Origin of the sequence: Dendronalium phyllosphericum CENA369 (assembly GCF_016056275.1) — a bacterium.
Lineage (GTDB): Bacteria > Cyanobacteriota > Cyanobacteriia > Cyanobacteriales > Nostocaceae > Dendronalium > Dendronalium phyllosphericum.
In genome coordinates this window covers 17,705-34,038 of the sequence record NZ_JAECZA010000313.1, presented here as the reverse complement: position 1 = coordinate 34,038, position 16,334 = coordinate 17,705, and the positions used below count along the sequence as shown (strand labels likewise).

The following is a 16,334-nucleotide window of genomic DNA, read 5'->3' as shown; positions in this document are numbered from 1 at the left end:
GCCAATTGAAAAATCTTAGAGAAAGAGTAAAGATAGGTAGTTTCTTAATGACGAATTATGAGCAAACTGCAACTAATTAAAAATAATAATATTGAATCTATATATCCTCTTTCACCTACGCAACAGGGTATGCTTTTTCATACTTTACACGAGCCAGAATCAGGAGTATATTTTGAGCAATTTTGTCTCACACTATCTGGAAATTTAGATATTGAATTGTTTCAGCAAGCCTGTGCGCGAGTAGTCAAGCGTCACCCAGTTTTGCGTACCCTAGTTGTTTGGGAAAAGCAAGAAAAGCCTCTCCAAGTAGTATGTAAACAAGTAGATTTACCTTGGCAAATCGATGATTGGCGTTCCTTCTCTGCAAAAACACAAAAAAAGCATCTAGAAGCGGTTTTACAAGCAGATAGAATTCAATGTTTTATCGTTGATAAAGCTCCTCTGATGCGCTTTACTTTAATTAGAGTTGCTGATGATATTTACGAATTTATTTGGAGTTTTCATCACCTACTAATTGATGGCTGGAGTTTGCCAATTCTCTGCAAAGAAATTTTTGCTTTTTATCATGCCTTAATTAAAGGCGAATATTTATATTTAAATACTCCCCGTCCTTATCGAAATTATATTAATTGGTTACAGCAACAAGATTTAAAAGCCGCAGAAAAATTTTGGCAACAACAGCTTCAAGGCTTCACTAGTCCTACTCGGTTGTTACTAAATCAGAGTGAGGTGCAAGATTCTCCTCAACCGAAAACTTATCGCGAACACCAGTGTAGTTTATCATCAACAATAACTGCGGCTTTACAGTCCCAAGCACAGCAGTATCATCTGACAGTTTCCACTTTTATTCAAGCTGCTTGGGCAACTTTACTCAGTCGCTACACCGATGAGTCGGAACTGGTATTTGGTGCAACTGTATCCGGTCGTCCTCCCACTTTATCGGGAGTGGAATCTATGGTGGGATTATTCATTAATACCCTACCAGTCAGGGTGAAAGTACCCACAGCAACACCTTTATGGCAATGGCTGAGGGAATTGCAGACGCAACAAGTAGAGCGATCGCAATATTCTTGGTGTCCGTTAGTAGATATTCAGGCTCTTAGTGACATTCCCCAAGATTTACCTTTGTTTGAAAGTATTGTGGTGTTTGAGAATTACCCACAATATCCATCTATCTCAATTCCCGGTGCAAGCATCCAAATTACCAAACGGCGAGTTATTGAACAAACTAATTATCCCCTGACAGTTATTGCTGTACCCGGACAAGAATTATCTCTCCGTATTATTTATGATAGTAGTCGCTTTGATGAGGAAACGATTACCCGCATGATGGGTCATCTGGTGACTTTGTTAGAGGGTATGGTTACTAACATTGAGCAGACAGTATCAGAAATATCTATGCTTACGGCTGCCGAACAGCAGCAAATCTTAGTATGGAATGATACTAAAAAAGATTATCCCCAAAAATGTATTGCTCAGTTGTTTGCAGAACAGGTGGAACGCACACCAAATGCGATCGCAGTTTCTTTCCAATCTCAACAACTGACTTACCAGGAGTTAAATTGTCAGGCTAACCAGTTAGCGCACCATCTCCAAAACCTGGGAGTAAAACCAGAAGTGCATGTGGGGATTTGCATTGAGCGTTCTTTAGCGATGGTAGTCGGAATTTTGGCAATCCTCAAAGCTGGCGGTGCTTACGTACCTTTAGATTCGCGATCGCCCCAAGAACGCTTGAGTTATATTTTGAGCGATTCTCAAGCCTCGGTTTTGCTCACAGACTCATCAATTAGCTTATCTCAGCCATCATTAACAGTTGTTTGCTTAGATAAATTAGAGATTTTCTGTCACAACAGCAAAGAAAATCCTGTTAGTGAAGTTACACCAGATAACTTAGCTTATGTGATGCATACTTCCGGCTCAACTGGTAAACCTAAAGGTGTCGCCATGAGTCACCGTTCTCTAGCGAACCTTTTACATTGGCAAATCCAAGAAAGTGCTGTTAATTTTGCCAAAACTCTGCAATTTGCTTCTATCAGTTTTGATGTCTCTTTTCAAGAAATCTTTTCTACTTTGTGTAGCGGCGGCACATTAGTATTAATTACAGCAGAAATACAGAAAGATGGGTTTGCATTATTACAGTTAATTACCCAGGAAAACATAGAAAGACTGTTTCTACCCTTTGTCGCCCTTCAGCAGTTAGCTCATGCTGCGGCTATTGCTCAAACCTATCCCGCATCTTTGCGTCAAATTATCGCAGCCGGAGAACAGTTACAAATTACTCCCGATTTAGTCAAGTTTTTTGAGCAACTTCCTGATTGTACGCTGCAAAATCAGTATGGCCCAACGGAGAGTCATGTAGTAACAAGTTTTACCTTACAAGATTCTGTCAGCAATTGGCCGCAACTGCCGCCTATTGGTCGAGCGATCGCCAATACGCAAATCTACATCCTTGATTGCCATCTGCAACCATTACCAATTGGCATTGCTGGAGAATTGTATATCGGTGGTGTAGCGATCGCGAGAAGTTATATTAATTCGCCAAAATTAACTGCGGAAAAATTCATTGAGAAAGATGGGAGGCGTTTATACAAAACAGGCGATCGCGCCCGATATCTCAGCGATGGTAACATTGAATTTCTGGGACGTATTGACAATCAAGTGAAGGTGCGCGGCTTTCGCATTGAACTAGGAGAAATTGAAACCGTACTGGCTGCACACCCCCAAGTCAAAGAAGCAGTAGTCATCCCCAGAGAAGACCAACCAGGAAACAAGCGTTTAGTCGCCTACATTGTCCCCAAACACCAGCACTTAGACACCAGCGAACTGCTTTGTTACCTCAAACAAAAGCTACCTGAATATATGCTTCCTGCTGCTTTTGTCAAGTTGCTGGATGCTTTACCTTTTACCCCCAATGGCAAAATAGAACGTCGCGCTTTACCTGCACCTGCAAATAGAGAAACGCGTAATGTTTCTACAGACTTAACCCCACCTCGTACTGCAACTGAAGAAGTTTTAGCAGGAATTTGGAGCGATGTTTTAGGACTAGAACAAGTGGGGATTCACGACAACTTCTTTGCTTTAGGAGGTCATTCCCTATCCGCAATGCAAGTTATTGCGCGGTTGCGCGAAACCTTCAAAGTAGAGTTACCCATCAGCTGTTTGTTTAATTACCCAACGATAGTTGAGTTAGAGCAACAGATTTTAGAATACCGCCAGCATGATTTGGGACTCACAACTTTATCTTTCAAACCACTACCCCGGAAAATAAAAGAGTTGCCAATTTCCTTGACTCAGCTGGAGTTTTGGATATTAACACAATTAAATCCAGGCATTCCCGTTTATAACATTCCTTTAGCTTATCGCTTGACAGGTTTACTCAACGTCACAGCCTTGACCCAAAGCCTGGTAGAAATTGTCCGCCGTCATGAAGTCTTGCGAACTACTTTTGAAGTTGCAGATAAGCAAGTAATTCAGAAAATAGCCCAACAGCCAGTATTGCCATTTTCAGTTGTAGACTTGCGAAAACTGGCTAAATCTAAAACCGAACGCAAGGCTTTGGCACAAAAATTTGTGAATGAGGAAAAAAACCAGCCTTTCGATTTAGAAAAAGAGCCTTTATTACGTATCAAACTACTACGGCTTTCGGATGCCGAGCATTTACTAATAGTCACTATCCATCATCTAGTTTTTGATGGTTGGTCTGTAAGTGTATTTTTACAAGAACTCACAAAATTATACGCAGCATTTTCTCACGGTCAGCCTTCACCACTTGCCGATTTACCCATTCAATATGCTGACTTTGCCCATTGGCAACAGCAGTGGGTTGCTCGTCCAGCTTTTGTATCTGAGCTTGATTACTGGAAGCAGCAACTAAGCAATAGCACACTTTTATTACAGCTACCTACTAATCGTCCCCGCTTACCAATCCGAACTTTTGCAGGTGCGAGTCAAACTTTTATCATTCCTAAAAGCTTAACAAATGCTCTGAAAAATTTGAGCCAACAGCACAATGTAACTCTGTTTGTGACTTTGCTAACAGCTTTCAAAATTGTTCTATTTTCTTACACTAAACAGACAGATATTATCGTCGGTATTCCATTTGCTAACCGCCAGCAATTAGAAACCAAAGAATTGATTGGCTGCTTTATTAACACCCTACCAATACATACATATTTAGGGGGCGATCCTAGCCTGAGTGAGTTGTTGCAGCAGGTGCGGGGACACTTTTTAGCCGCCAGCGATCGCCAGCAAATGCCCTTTATGAAGTTAGTAGAAATACTACAGCCAAAACGAGAACCCAGTCATTCTTTACTCTATCAAGTAATGTTTAACTTCTTGCCGCCAGCAGATTTAAAACTGACAAATTTGACCGTTCATCCCTGGTCAATTGCTACTAATACAGCAGAGTTTGATTGGGATATTTATCTGCAACAAACAACATTAGGAAGTATGGAAGGGAAATGGTGTTACAAAATCGATTTATTTGATGCTAATACTATTAGCCGTGCAGTGACTCAATTTTTGATGTTGCTAGAACTGATAATTACTAATCCCGAATGCCATTTGAGTGAACTTTCCTTACTATTTAATTCTCAATACCGTGCTATGTGAATATAAATAACAATTAATTATTTATGACTTATGCAAAAACTTTTTAAACTTTCTTACCTTTGTATTCTTAGTGTCCTACCCTGCGGGTTCGCCGTCAAGCGTTCTCGTAAGAGTAGCCGCTAGCGCGTCTATGCGGTTAGTTTTTTCATAGTTTCTGTGATTAAAACATCCAAAATACCTATAAGACAAAAATTATGTCCAACATACAGATAATGGAAAAATCAAGACTGACTGTGCTGCGAGAAATGCGACTGTTTCTGATTGTTTGGGTAGGACAGTTGATTGCCATAATTGGTACGACTACTACAGGCTTTGCCTTAGATGTCTGGGTTTACAATCGCACTGGTTCAGTCACTCAGTTTGCGTTGGTTTCTCTATTCAATACTCTACCTTACGTTTTAATTTCCCCCATTGCCGGGCCTTTGGTAGATAAATGGGATCGCCGCAAGACAATGATTATCGCCGATCTCTTGGCTTGTTTGGGAACAATTGCGATCGGTGTTTTATTTGTCATGGGTCGGTTAGAAGTTTGGCACATTTATCTCGCCAATACCTTCACTGCTGTTTTTATGGCTTTTCACTCACCTGCTTACACAGCATCCACAGTCTTGCTAGTACCGCAACAGTACCTCACCCGTGCTAACGGTTTGATGAGTCTGATGTATGGCATTTCCATCATCATTGCCCCAACTTTAGGTGGTTTTCTCCTCAGCATTTTGCAATTGCCAGGAATTATTCTGCTTCATATCACCAATGTGTTGATTGCTGTTGTCTCTCTGATGCTAGTGAGATTTCCTCAAGTCAATACAAGTGATGTTGCAACAGATCGAGGTTCATTTGTCAATGAAACAACTTACGGCTTTAAATATTTGACCTCTCGCCCAGGGCTGTTAGGACTGGTATTGTTCTCTGCGTCAAGCTTTTATCTTGTAGGAGGAATTAATGTCATCACAATACCTTTAGTCTTAAATTACGCTTCCGTCGGCGTTCTGGGAACAATCATGTCCTTATTTGGCATTGCACTTTTAGCAGGCGGCTTGCTGATGAGTATCTGGGGAGGACTAGAACGCAAAATATATGCGATTTGCGGGTGTATGCTGTTGAATGGTGTATTTCTTTTCGTCGCTGGATTGCAACCTTCGCTGATCGTCTTCACTGTGAGCATTTTCTTGTTCTCCCTGACACAACCAATCATTTCCAGTTCCACGCTAGCTGCGATCCAAAGTAAAGTAGAACCTAGCGTACAAGGTAGAATTTTTGCACTCAAAGGAGCAATTGAAGCCGCAGCTTTACCTCTAGGACAAATTACTATTGGGGCTTTAGCCGAGAAAGTTTTTGAACCTTTAATGGCTACTGACGGTTATTTAGCCGGAAGCATCGGACAAATCATCGGTGTTGGTTCAGGTCGTGGAATGGGACTTTTACTAATGATGATGGGAGTTTTGTCCATTTTAGGAACCTCTATTGCCTACTTGTATCCTCGCTTAAGGTTTGTGGAAGATGAACTGCCTAATATTAACGATGCAGTTACATCTCAGGCTTGTCATCCATTAAATCCAGACTTAAAACTTTCAGCATGAATTTTTTGTAATAAGTTTACATCCAGAATATATGCAATTGAACTTAGAATATGCAAACTCAAGCTGTTAGCGATCGCTCCTTAATCAATAATGCCGTTCCTCCGGCTTCTCAGAAATTTTGGGATAATTTCAAAGCGATCTTTGGCCCTTACTGGTATCCCACACAATCCGATAAAAGAGCATTTCCAGACGTACTACGTATATGGATAATGCTCATTCTCCTGATAATTTTAATCATCGCGCTGGTGGGTTTAAGTGCCTTTAATAGCTTTGTTACTCGCTATTTAACCGATGTCATTGAAGAGAAAGATTATGCTAATTTTATTAAAACGTTAATAGTTTATAGTGCTGCTCTTATCGGGGTGACACTCTTAAATGGATTTTCTAAGTTTATTAGAAAAAAAATCGCTCTTGATTGGTATAAGTGGTTAAATAATCATACATTATCACAATATTTAAAAAATCGTGCTTATTATAAAATCACCTTTAGAGATGATATAGATAACCCAGATCAAAGAATATCCCAAGAAATTGAACCTTTGACTAGCAATGCGCTCTCGTTTTCAGCTGTTTTTTTAGAAAAAGTGCTAGAAATGACAACATTTTTAGTAATTCTTTGGTCAATTTCTCAATTTATAGCTAGCGTTTTGGTTGTCTATACTATTGTAGGCAATTTAATTGCTTTTTACTTGGGTCAACAATTAAATAAAATCAATCAAGAGGAACTAGAACTTAAAGCAGAATACAGTTATGCCCTGACTCATTTTCGGAATCACGCTGAATCAATAGCTTTCTTTCAAGGAGAAAACCAAGAATCGAATATCATTCAACGCAGATTTGAGCAATTGCTGAAAAATATTTTACGCAAGATTGATTGGGAAAGAAATCAAGAATTTTTTGACGGAGCATATAAGTCTGCTATCCAAATCTTTCCATATCTGGTACTTGCACCTTTATATATGAGTGGTCAAGCTGATTTTGGAGAAGTTGTCCAAGCCAGTATCGCTGGTAATCAGTTTGCGTCCGCCTTGGCAACATTAATTAGGGAATTTGGCAATTCTGGACGATTTTCTAGTTACGTTGAGCGTTTATCTGAATTTTCAAATGCTTTAGCAGCAGTTAGTAAACAACCAGAGAATGTAAATAGCATTAAATCAATCGAAGAAAATCATATTGCTTTTGAGAATGTCACTTTAAAAACACCTGACGATGAACAGACCATTGTTGAAAATTTGTCACTTTCTGTTCAACCAGGAGAAGGTTTATTAATTGTTGGGCCGAGTGGTCGAGGTAAAAGTTCTCTACTGAGAGCGATCGCTGGTTTGTGGAATGCGGGAACTGGTCGTTTAGTGCGACCTCCCCTAGAACAAGTTTTATTCTTACCCCAACGTCCTTATATCATCTTGGGAACTCTGCGCGAACAGTTACTTTACCCCAAAACTAATCGTCGAATGACCGATGCAGAACTTAAAGAAGTCTTGCAACAAGTCAACTTACAGAACTTGCTCAGTCGAGTTGAAGGTTTTGATACAGAAGTTCCTTGGGAGAATATATTATCGCTAGGAGAACAACAACGCCTTGCTTTCGCACGCCTCTTAGTCACTCATCCAAGGTTTACGATATTAGATGAAGCAACCAGTGCCTTAGACTTAACAAATGAAGGAAATTTATATCAACAACTACAAGAAACGAAAACAACGTTTATTAGTGTTGGACATCGAGAAAGTCTATTTGATTATCATCAATGGGTTCTAGAACTCACACAAAATTCCAGTTGGCAACTTTTAACAGTTCAAGATTATCGAAATCAAAAAACAATTATCCAGAACTCCAATGAAAATACTCACATTACTATAGACAGTTCGCCTAATAATGAATCCCAAAACCAATCAGCAACATTGACTCAGAAAGCTACAAGTGAAGGACTTTCTCATAAGGAAATGACTGAATTAACCTTATATTCTATTAAAACTATTAGAAGTAAGGCAAGCAAAGGAGAATCGATCGCGGCCAAGGACGGCTTTACATACCGTTACGATAAAGCTCCTCATGTATTGAAATGGATAAGAGGTTAACAGCTACTCGGATTCTAAAAACTACAATTTATTTTGGTCTAAAGAATAAATGCTGTGACCAAAATCATAAATATACAAACGGTTGTAATGTGCTGATTTACACTCAATGTTGAGGATTGATAGGTAAGTACAATGGATGAACTCGTCTTGAAAGAATTTCATTTTTAATAAATCAATAATTAGATAGGTAATTAAATTATGGGTATGAAAGTATGAAAGTATGAAAGTATTTATTAGGCTTTTGGGTGTGGGGTGTGGGGTGTAGGAAATAAATTGGAGGAAAGTTTTGTTTGAGGCATTAAAATTCAATCGTGTTAAACCACTAATCAATTCAAACTGCTCTGCGGTCAAGTGATGTGATACCAAGTAATTTGCTAAACTCTAAACCAGAGTCAGGAGTAAGTCTGATGTTTCAAGCTTTACCGAAAACAGTAACTTTTGAAGAATTCCTAAATTGGAAACCAGACGGCGGGCGCTATGAACTACACGATAGAGTAATCGTTGAAATGCAGCCAATAGGGGATCATGAAGAGATTAATGGTTTTTTAGCTGGTGAAATAACTGTAGAGTTCAAACGATTAAAACTCCCATACCTCATCCCCAAGCAAGCACTGGTCAAAGTTCCTGACAAAGAATCAGGTTATTCGCCTGATGTGATAGTCATAAATCAAAATAATCTTGCAGCAGAACCGATGTGGAAAAAGTCTTCAACGGTTACTCAAGCTGCGTCTGTTCCTTTAGTTATTGAAGTCGTTAGTACTAATTGGAAGGATGATTACGCACATAAGCTAGTTGACTACGAAACTTTTGGCGTTCCTGAATACTGGATTATTGATTATTTAGCTTTGGGTGGTAGAAGGTACATAGGTAATCCCAAACAACCTACTATTTCCATCTATTATTTAGTGGACGGTGAGTATCAAGTTAACCTATTTCGGGCTAATGACCGGATTGTATCGCCCACTTTCCCAGAATTGAATTTGACTGCCGAACAGATTTTTCAAGCTGGGCGATCGCAATAATATAAATTATGAACGCAATGCAGACATTCCCAAAGGCCCACGAGTTACGCCTAATTGATTTTGCAGTTTCAACTCTCGCCACAGTTGCGAACCTGTAATCTTGCCTTGCAATAATTGGTGATAGTGATGTATTGTTTTTTGCACTTGGTCTGGAGTCTCATTAATAAATTCAATGCGGAAGTGACGCAATCCTAAGTGTATCAGGTGCTGTACGTACTCTGCTCCAGTTTGAGCAGTACCATTAAATACAGTATTGCGACAACCAACATCTGCTTGCAGGACGTGTTCGCTACCGACGCGATCGCGCAACTTAACTTCATATTTCTCGCAAGGTCGTCCGCAATTAGTGTAGTCTGTTCCCTCAGAAAGAAAAGCACAGAATACACAGTGTTCCATGTGAAACATCGGCATGTGCTGATGGATTGTTACCTCAAACCAATGGGGTGGGCAATTGGTAAGCAAATCTTCGAGTTGAGTGATATTTAGGTCGTAGGATGCCGTCAATCTTTCCAAACCAAAACGTTGCTGAAAGTAACCTGCTGTTAAAGGGTTAGCAACGTTAAGCGAAAAATCTCCAATACAACGGTCTGCGGCAAAAAATTGTAGTTGGTCATAGTTCCGTATCAAATACCCATCTGCTTTTGAGGCACGCACTTGCTGCAAAATCCAGTTTTCCCCAGGTTTGGTAATGCGGGGTGGTGCAACCCAAATGGTGGGATGAGGAGGATGAGGGAGATGAGGGGGATGAGGGAGAAATTTTTCTTTTTGTGTTTGCGCTTGTTGGCGTACTAAATGTACGGCTTCTCGGTAGGCGCGGGGGTCTTCAAATTCGCAGTAAAGTGTTTCAACACCAGCTTGGAGGGCGGCTTGGAGTTGCTTGAGGTTGCGTACTAGGACAATGAGTGAAGGGGATGAAGAAGACGCGGAGATGGGGAGATGCGGTGACGCGGAGAGTGTTTGTGATAAATTCCCCGCGTCCCCATGTCCCCGTGTCCCCGTGTCCTCTTTTTTGGGAGATGAGGAGGGGAGTAGGTTTTGGAAAGAGACATCAGAGTGTAGTTGCCAGCGTTTGGGCTGAGTTCGCAACTCTTCCAACTGCGTTACTATTTCTCGCCGCATCCGGTTCAACTCGCTTACGGGCAGCATAACAGCACCGCTGAGATGATTGGTTAGCGTTCCTAAAGCGAAGGGAGTGTTACCAAGACGGCCCAATTGTTCTTGCAAACGATTTGTATCTAAGGGTTTGGTGTGTGCTTCCACCAAGGCAATTGCAGATTCCACTTGTACAATATTACCGAGTTCATCGCGGGCGATCGCAATTAGTGGCTGCCCAACTTCTCCATAAACCTCTAGAGAAATAGGACGCTGAAATTGAGGATTATCGCCAGCAAAACTCTGGCGTAGTTGCTTATCGAGTTCTGGATCGCTTGTTTTCCAAACCTTATCGCCTACATGTACTCGGCGTAGATTCAAATCACTTCGACCAAAGGTTAGTAAGGCTTCTTTACCCTTTTCAACAACTCCATAAACACGGCCGCCTTCTTCCTTCGCCTCTGGATGACCGCAGTCAAACACAATTCCATCCCCTGGTTTAACTGGTGCTTCTAGTCTGACAGTGACTTGTTCGTTACGGATGCGGGTGACTTCGCCCAGGAGAACACCGCGCTTTTTACCAAAGTGGGCATGAACCAATTCCTGATTATTAATCCCGCCAAACCAGCCCGTGTAAAGTCCGCGAGAAAATGCCATCTCTAGATTGTAGTTTTCTTGAGAAGACGCAAAGCTTTTTTTTACTCCATTCCCCGCGTCTCCCTCTCTCCGCGTCCCCGCGTCTAATTCTTCCATCACCCGATCCAAAGCTTGCCGATAAACACGGGTGACGTTGGCAACATACTCCGGTGCTTTCAAACGACCTTCAATCTTGAGAGAAGTTACCCCTGACTTTACCAAATCAGGCAACACTTCTAACCCTGCTAAATCTTGCGGACTGAGTAAATATTTGCGATTTCCCAAATCTACAACTTCCCCATCAGCGATTAATTCATAGGGCATTCGGCAAGCTTGGGCACACTCGCCTCTATTAGCAGAACGTCCTCCCAAAGCTTCACTAGTCAAACACTGACCGGAATACGCCACGCACAAAGCACCGTGAACGAAGACTTCTAAAGGTAGCGAAGTGTTTTGTTGGGCAATCTGCTGCTGAATTTTATTGATTTCTTTGAGGGAACATTCCCGCGCCAGCACCACCAACTGACAACCAAGGGACTTGACAAATTCTACCCCCGCTGCACTAGTAATAGTCATTTGCGTAGAGGCGTGGATGGGGAAATCAGGCGAGAGGTGACGGATGAGACGACAGATACCGACATCCTGAACGATCGCTGCATCCACCCCTGCGGCAATAATTGTGCGGAGATATTGCTGCGCTTGTGCTAGTTCTTTGGGGAAGATGAGGGTATTAACAGTGACATAGCCTTTCACACCCCGATGGTGCAGGAATGCCATAAATTGAGGTAAGTCAGCCTCGGTAAAGTTTTGCGCCCGCATTCTGGCGTTGAACCTATCCAAACCGAAGTAAATCGCATCTGCCCCGTTTTCCACAGCAGCTTTGGCACATTCCCAGTTACCTGCTGGCGCAAGTATTTCCGGACGTTGAAGAGAAGATGAGGAGAATGGGCGATCGCTTTTCATGAGACTTGAGGAAGGTTAACTAGCACCATAGTGATTTTATCGAAGTTATTCGGGGATGGTGAGGAAAGTGAGCGATCGCATTTGTATTTATCGTTGATAGTAAGTTGATGAAAAGCTGAAACGTATTTTTTAGGTAATTTACCCCCTATACAGAAGTAACAAAATCCTTCTAATGTACCAAAACAACAAAAAAGGGGGTATTATGGAACCTACAATAGAGCAGCTTAAGGCATTCTTTGATTTCTGTGTAAGGGCTAGCAACCTACTACGAGATATTTCTTTAGTCCGGTACGATGAAAGAACAGCCAGAGTAGTCATCTTAATAAGCGAAAGTATAGAAGTAGAAATACTTGGTAACGGAGAGGTATTAATTAGATGACCGATTACATGAGCTTAAGCGAGGTAGATTTACGACAGTATGTAATAGCTAATCCACAAGATGAAGAAGCATTTCAGCATTACCTCAGCATTGTTAGGGCGCGTCCTGGGGTGGTTGTAAGCACACCTGAACAGCTAGAGGCAGAACTTAAAAAAAGGTTAGCGTCGTGAATTAGGTGCGATCGCGTCGGGTGTTTAAGAATTAAGTCAAGCCGCTTCTAAGATTATCAGAAAATGGCTTAGAAGGGACTTCTAGCTATTCACTAAGGTTTTTAGCCTAATCTACCTATACGCACTTTATATAGGCAAGAAATTCCCCGAAAACCTAAAAAAGCGGAATGTCCGTTTTAACAATCGGATAAATTCCACACTGTAACAAGACTTGACACCAATCCCCCAAAATCTTGATACACATACAAAAACTTGTAAAGGCGCTGTTACGTTCGCCCTTATATCCCTCATTGAGCAGGTACTTTATATTGTTATTTAATAGAAACTGTGAAATTGTATAAATGATTAGTCGGGCCAGAACCGCCTACGATATAGTAATCACCTGTGTTAGAAAGATGCAGACGAAAAATCTGACTTTCACCGCCAGCACCAGCGAAAACTGGACTTAAAGGTTTACCATTAACACCGTAGATAGTAACACTGGCACGAGCGCCTAAACTATTAACTTTTAAAGTTAACGTTTGTCCAGCTTTAGCTCTTAATATATAGATGTTATTTTCGGCATTTTCAATTGTGGTACTACTTTTACCTCTAGCAAAAACTACACGGCTTGTAGTCAGAGAATTCAAATGCTGTTTGACATTTGCAAATTGTGCCAATGAAGGAGCTGGTAAAACATAAGCTCCGACTGCAAAAAGTAAGGTTGATAAACTACCGATTAACAAATGTTTCATCACAAAATAGAAGTTTTTAGTATCTGTTTGCGAAAAAATTGAGTGATTTTCTTTGATTTGCGAGTTTCTATACGATTTTGTAGATATAAACTTCAAAATATGCAACTGTAATTACGCTGAAATGTCTAAAAGAAATGCATTTGGAGGAGGATTTATGACAACTATTGACCATTTGCCTTTTGCATTCAAACTTTTCACAGCCTTGGGCTGCGGACTGGTAGGGGGAGTCTTCTTTGCCTTCTCAACTTTTGTGATGAATGCTCTTGCACGACTTCAACCAAGGGAAGGGATTATCGCCATGCAATCGATTAATATCACAGCTATCAATCCGTTGTTTATGGTGGCGCTTTTTGGAACGGGTTTGGCTTGCCTGGTTATAGCGATCGCCTCGCTGTCAAAATTGCATCAACTTGGTGCGGTCTACTTGCTTGTTGGTAGTTTACTCTATCTGGTTGGCACGATTCTGGTGACGATCGCCTTCAATGTGCCTCTGAATGATGCCCTAGCGATCGCCAAACCAGATACTACTGAGGGCGCAAATCTATGGGCTAGATATCTGACTTACTGGACGCTCTGGAACCATGTTCGGACAATAGCAGCGTTTGCAGCAGCAGCATTGCTGACGCTCGCGCTCTGTAAGCAAACAGCGCCATAAAAATGTTACGTATCAGATTAAAGCTAGGATAATTCTACTCATCAAAGTCTAACCATTTCTTAAGTCAATATGAGTGTTCGAGCCGCATACGATAATTGGTCAAATACCTATGATGCTGACGAAAACCTGACGCGCGATCTGGATCGAATCGTTACTAAAGAAACCTTAATGAATTTGAGGTGTAAATCGGCAGTTGAAATTGGCTGTGGCACAGGCAAAAATACGTTGCTGTTGTCACAAATCGCCCAAAAGGTTTATGCAGTGGATTTTTCAGTATCCATGCTTGAAAAGGCGAAAGAAAAAGTGAATTCAGCCAACGTGATGTTCGTTACAGCCGATATCACGAACCAATGGACTTTCAGCTCTGAGTCCACAGATTTAATTACCTGTAATCTCGTTCTAGAACACATCAAAGACTTGTCATTTGTCTTTTCAGAAGCCTACCGCGTACTCATGAAAGGAGGATATTTTTTCATTTGTGAACTTCATCCATTTAGACAATATCAAGGCACACAAGCTAATTTTCAAAGAAATCAAGAAGTGATTCAAATTCCAGCATTTTTACATCACTTATCAGATTTTTTTCAACCAGCAAAAAATCATGGTTTCCTGCTTGAGGATTTCAACGAGTGGTGGCACGAACGCGATGGAAATAAACTACCCAGGCTTGTTTCATTCTTATTCAGAAAATGAAAAATTTTAAATTATGGAGCGCTCTGGAAAGGCGGGTTTCAAACCCAAGTTTTCGATGAGCGAGTATTAAGTTGCTTGTTGAAAAGCTTGGGCAATAGCATTGCGGGCAAGTTTAGGTTGTAAGTTGCGATCGTAGGGAAGCGGACGCAGATATTGCTGGCGACTTCGATCGGCTTTAAATTTTGCTGGCATATAGTTGAGATCGCGTATCCAGCTATAGCGATCGGTAATCCCCCATGTAATTACAGTGTCAACATCAGCCGCAAAACATAGATCGAGATATCGCTTGTAACTGTCAGCTACCATCCGGTCTAAATCTTGGATATTGTTGGGTAGTGGCAAATCAATAATAATATCTAATTCTGTAATTATTGGTTTAACTTCAAGATCGTTAAGTCTTTTTAAGACAGAACTAAATCCTTTAGCGTCAAAAGGGTATGCAGTTGAAAACCATAGATGCGATTGTAGACCCGCACCGTCAATTTTAGCTCCATTATTCTTCAAGTATTCGATCAATGCTAACCAGCGATCCGATCTCCATGAAGCGCCTTCAACGCTAGTCTCATTGAGGTAAAATAGTTTAGTACTATCAACCGAAGCAGCAAATTTAAACAATTCTAGAATATATTGCGGTGTTAATCCTAGAAGTAAACCATAGGTAGTATCATTAGTTTCATTTGGATTAGCAGCAATAATTTCGTTAGCAATATCCCAAGACTTTAAAACAGGGCTATTCTTATAATGTCCCATAACCCCAGTGACATGTTTTTGGAGTTGTTGCATTGTGGGAGGGAAAGAAACCCAGCTAGGTAATGCCTGATTCCAAAGAAGGGTATGACCGTGCAATTTGATATTATATTTTTGGCAGAAATCAGCAATTACATCTGCTGACTTAAAGTTAAATACTCCTGGCGATGGTTCTGTAGCGTTCCATTTTAATTCACCATTCGGTGTCGCAATTCCACATTCGCGAGCAAGTAGGGCGGCATAACCCGCATCTTTTTGTAAATAGACACTATCAATTGCTGCACCATAGAGTTTTCCTTTGGCAGCAGCTAATTGCCGAAGGGGAGAACTTACATTTGTACTTGGATAACTTGCCATAGCAACATTATTGTTATGGCTTTGTTTTTGCTTCAAAACCCCCATAGTCAATAAGGCAGAAAGGGTTGTATATCCTGCACTTTTTAAAAATTTTCTCCGATGGAGCATAACTTTTTATCCATTTTTCAAACGGTTGATTGTCGAATATGTAATAAGCTGTTCCACATAAAAATTGTACATTGACCGGAGGCAGAGCTATTCTTGCTTTGCTCGATTAGAGTGTTGAGTGTTGACCGTTGACAGGAGCCAGTGCGTTGCGGTGGATCAGTGCTGCAAAGAGAAGCGCCGTGCGGGGTTCCCCCATTGAGGCGACTTCGGGGAGGATTTCCCTCCGAAGCCACTGCGGTCTTGGGAAAACCCCAAGACCCTAAAGGGTGACGCTCGTGCCTCGCTAACGCTGCGCTAACGACACTTCCTTCAACGGGGGAACCACCAAGGGCGGAGTGTCTCACCGCAATGGCTCCCTATTGAAGCAACCGGCGTTCAACAGTTAACAGTTAACGACCATACGTATTATTCCTCACTTGTAGCGAACTACTGATTTGACTCAGGAAGCTAAAAATAGCTCTGACTATGGGTTATACCGTTTCACTTTAAATTTGATACGAATAGGCCGCAGG

At 41.2% G+C, this 16,334-nt stretch carries 12 protein-coding genes; 8 read left to right on the top strand and 4 right to left on the bottom strand.

The genetic code is table 11. The features are described from left to right. Window positions 1-57: 57 nt before the first annotated feature. The 4 genes from I8752_RS35180 (at window position 58) to I8752_RS35165 (ending at window position 9,288) form a co-directional block, all read left to right on the top strand. Window positions 58-4,611: a non-ribosomal peptide synthetase gene (locus I8752_RS35180; protein WP_214436770.1), complete on the top strand. Its 4,554-nt coding sequence runs from the start codon at window positions 58-60 to the stop codon at window positions 4,609-4,611. A 194-nt stretch (window positions 4,612-4,805) separates the two neighbouring features. Beyond that, window positions 4,806-6,191: an MFS transporter gene (locus tag I8752_RS35175; protein WP_214436769.1), complete on the top strand. Its 1,386-nt coding sequence runs from the start codon at window positions 4,806-4,808 to the stop codon at window positions 6,189-6,191. Window positions 6,192-6,241: 50 nt separating this feature from the next. Further along, window positions 6,242-8,266: an ABC transporter ATP-binding protein/permease gene (locus I8752_RS35170; RefSeq protein WP_214436768.1), complete on the top strand. Its 2,025-nt coding sequence runs from the start codon at window positions 6,242-6,244 to the stop codon at window positions 8,264-8,266. Window positions 8,267-8,673: 407 nt separating this feature from the next. After that, window positions 8,674-9,288, top strand: coding sequence for a Uma2 family endonuclease (locus tag I8752_RS35165; protein WP_214436767.1), 615 nt, complete (start codon window positions 8,674-8,676; stop codon window positions 9,286-9,288). A 6-nt stretch (window positions 9,289-9,294) separates the two neighbouring features. Here the strand turns inward: I8752_RS35165 and I8752_RS35160 are convergent, their stop codons facing one another. Then, a complete protein-coding gene (locus tag I8752_RS35160) occupies window positions 9,295-11,979 on the bottom strand; it encodes a peptidase U32 family protein (protein ID WP_214436766.1) in 2,685 nt (894 codons plus the stop codon). A 202-nt stretch (window positions 11,980-12,181) separates the two neighbouring features. Between I8752_RS35160 and I8752_RS35155 the strand changes: the two genes are divergently transcribed. Continuing rightward, window positions 12,182-12,358, top strand: coding sequence for a DUF6888 family protein (locus tag I8752_RS35155; protein ID WP_214436765.1), 177 nt, complete (start codon window positions 12,182-12,184; stop codon window positions 12,356-12,358). After that, window positions 12,355-12,528 carry a DUF6887 family protein gene (locus I8752_RS35150; protein WP_214436764.1) on the top strand — a complete coding sequence of 58 codons (174 nt, stop codon included), beginning with the start codon at window positions 12,355-12,357 and terminating at the stop codon, window positions 12,526-12,528. Before I8752_RS35155 ends, I8752_RS35150 begins: the two co-directional genes overlap by 4 nt. Before the next feature lie 311 nt (window positions 12,529-12,839). On the opposite strand, the gene I8752_RS35145 is transcribed toward I8752_RS35150, so the two are convergent. Beyond that, window positions 12,840-13,262 (bottom strand): hypothetical protein, encoded by a 423-nt coding sequence (locus tag I8752_RS35145; RefSeq protein ID WP_214436763.1) that lies wholly within the window; start codon window positions 13,260-13,262, stop codon window positions 12,840-12,842. A 154-nt stretch (window positions 13,263-13,416) separates the two neighbouring features. Here I8752_RS35145 and I8752_RS35140 point away from each other — a divergent pair, with 154 nt between their 5' ends. Continuing rightward, window positions 13,417-13,917, top strand: a complete 501-nt coding sequence (locus tag I8752_RS35140) for an anthrone oxygenase family protein (RefSeq protein WP_214436762.1) — start codon at window positions 13,417-13,419, stop codon at window positions 13,915-13,917. A 69-nt stretch (window positions 13,918-13,986) separates the two neighbouring features. Continuing rightward, window positions 13,987-14,610 carry a class I SAM-dependent methyltransferase gene (locus I8752_RS35135; protein WP_214436761.1) on the top strand — a complete coding sequence of 208 codons (624 nt, stop codon included), beginning with the start codon at window positions 13,987-13,989 and terminating at the stop codon, window positions 14,608-14,610. A 66-nt stretch (window positions 14,611-14,676) separates the two neighbouring features. Here the strand turns inward: I8752_RS35135 and I8752_RS35130 are convergent, their stop codons facing one another. Further along, window positions 14,677-15,714 (bottom strand): endo-1,4-beta-xylanase, encoded by a 1,038-nt coding sequence (locus tag I8752_RS35130; protein ID WP_225896113.1) that lies wholly within the window; start codon window positions 15,712-15,714, stop codon window positions 14,677-14,679. A gap of 125 nt (window positions 15,715-15,839) precedes the next feature. Continuing rightward, complete coding sequence (locus tag I8752_RS37855; protein ID WP_225896112.1) at window positions 15,840-16,166, bottom strand: hypothetical protein; 327 nt, start codon at window positions 16,164-16,166, stop codon at window positions 15,840-15,842. Window positions 16,167-16,334: the final 168 nt, after the last annotated feature.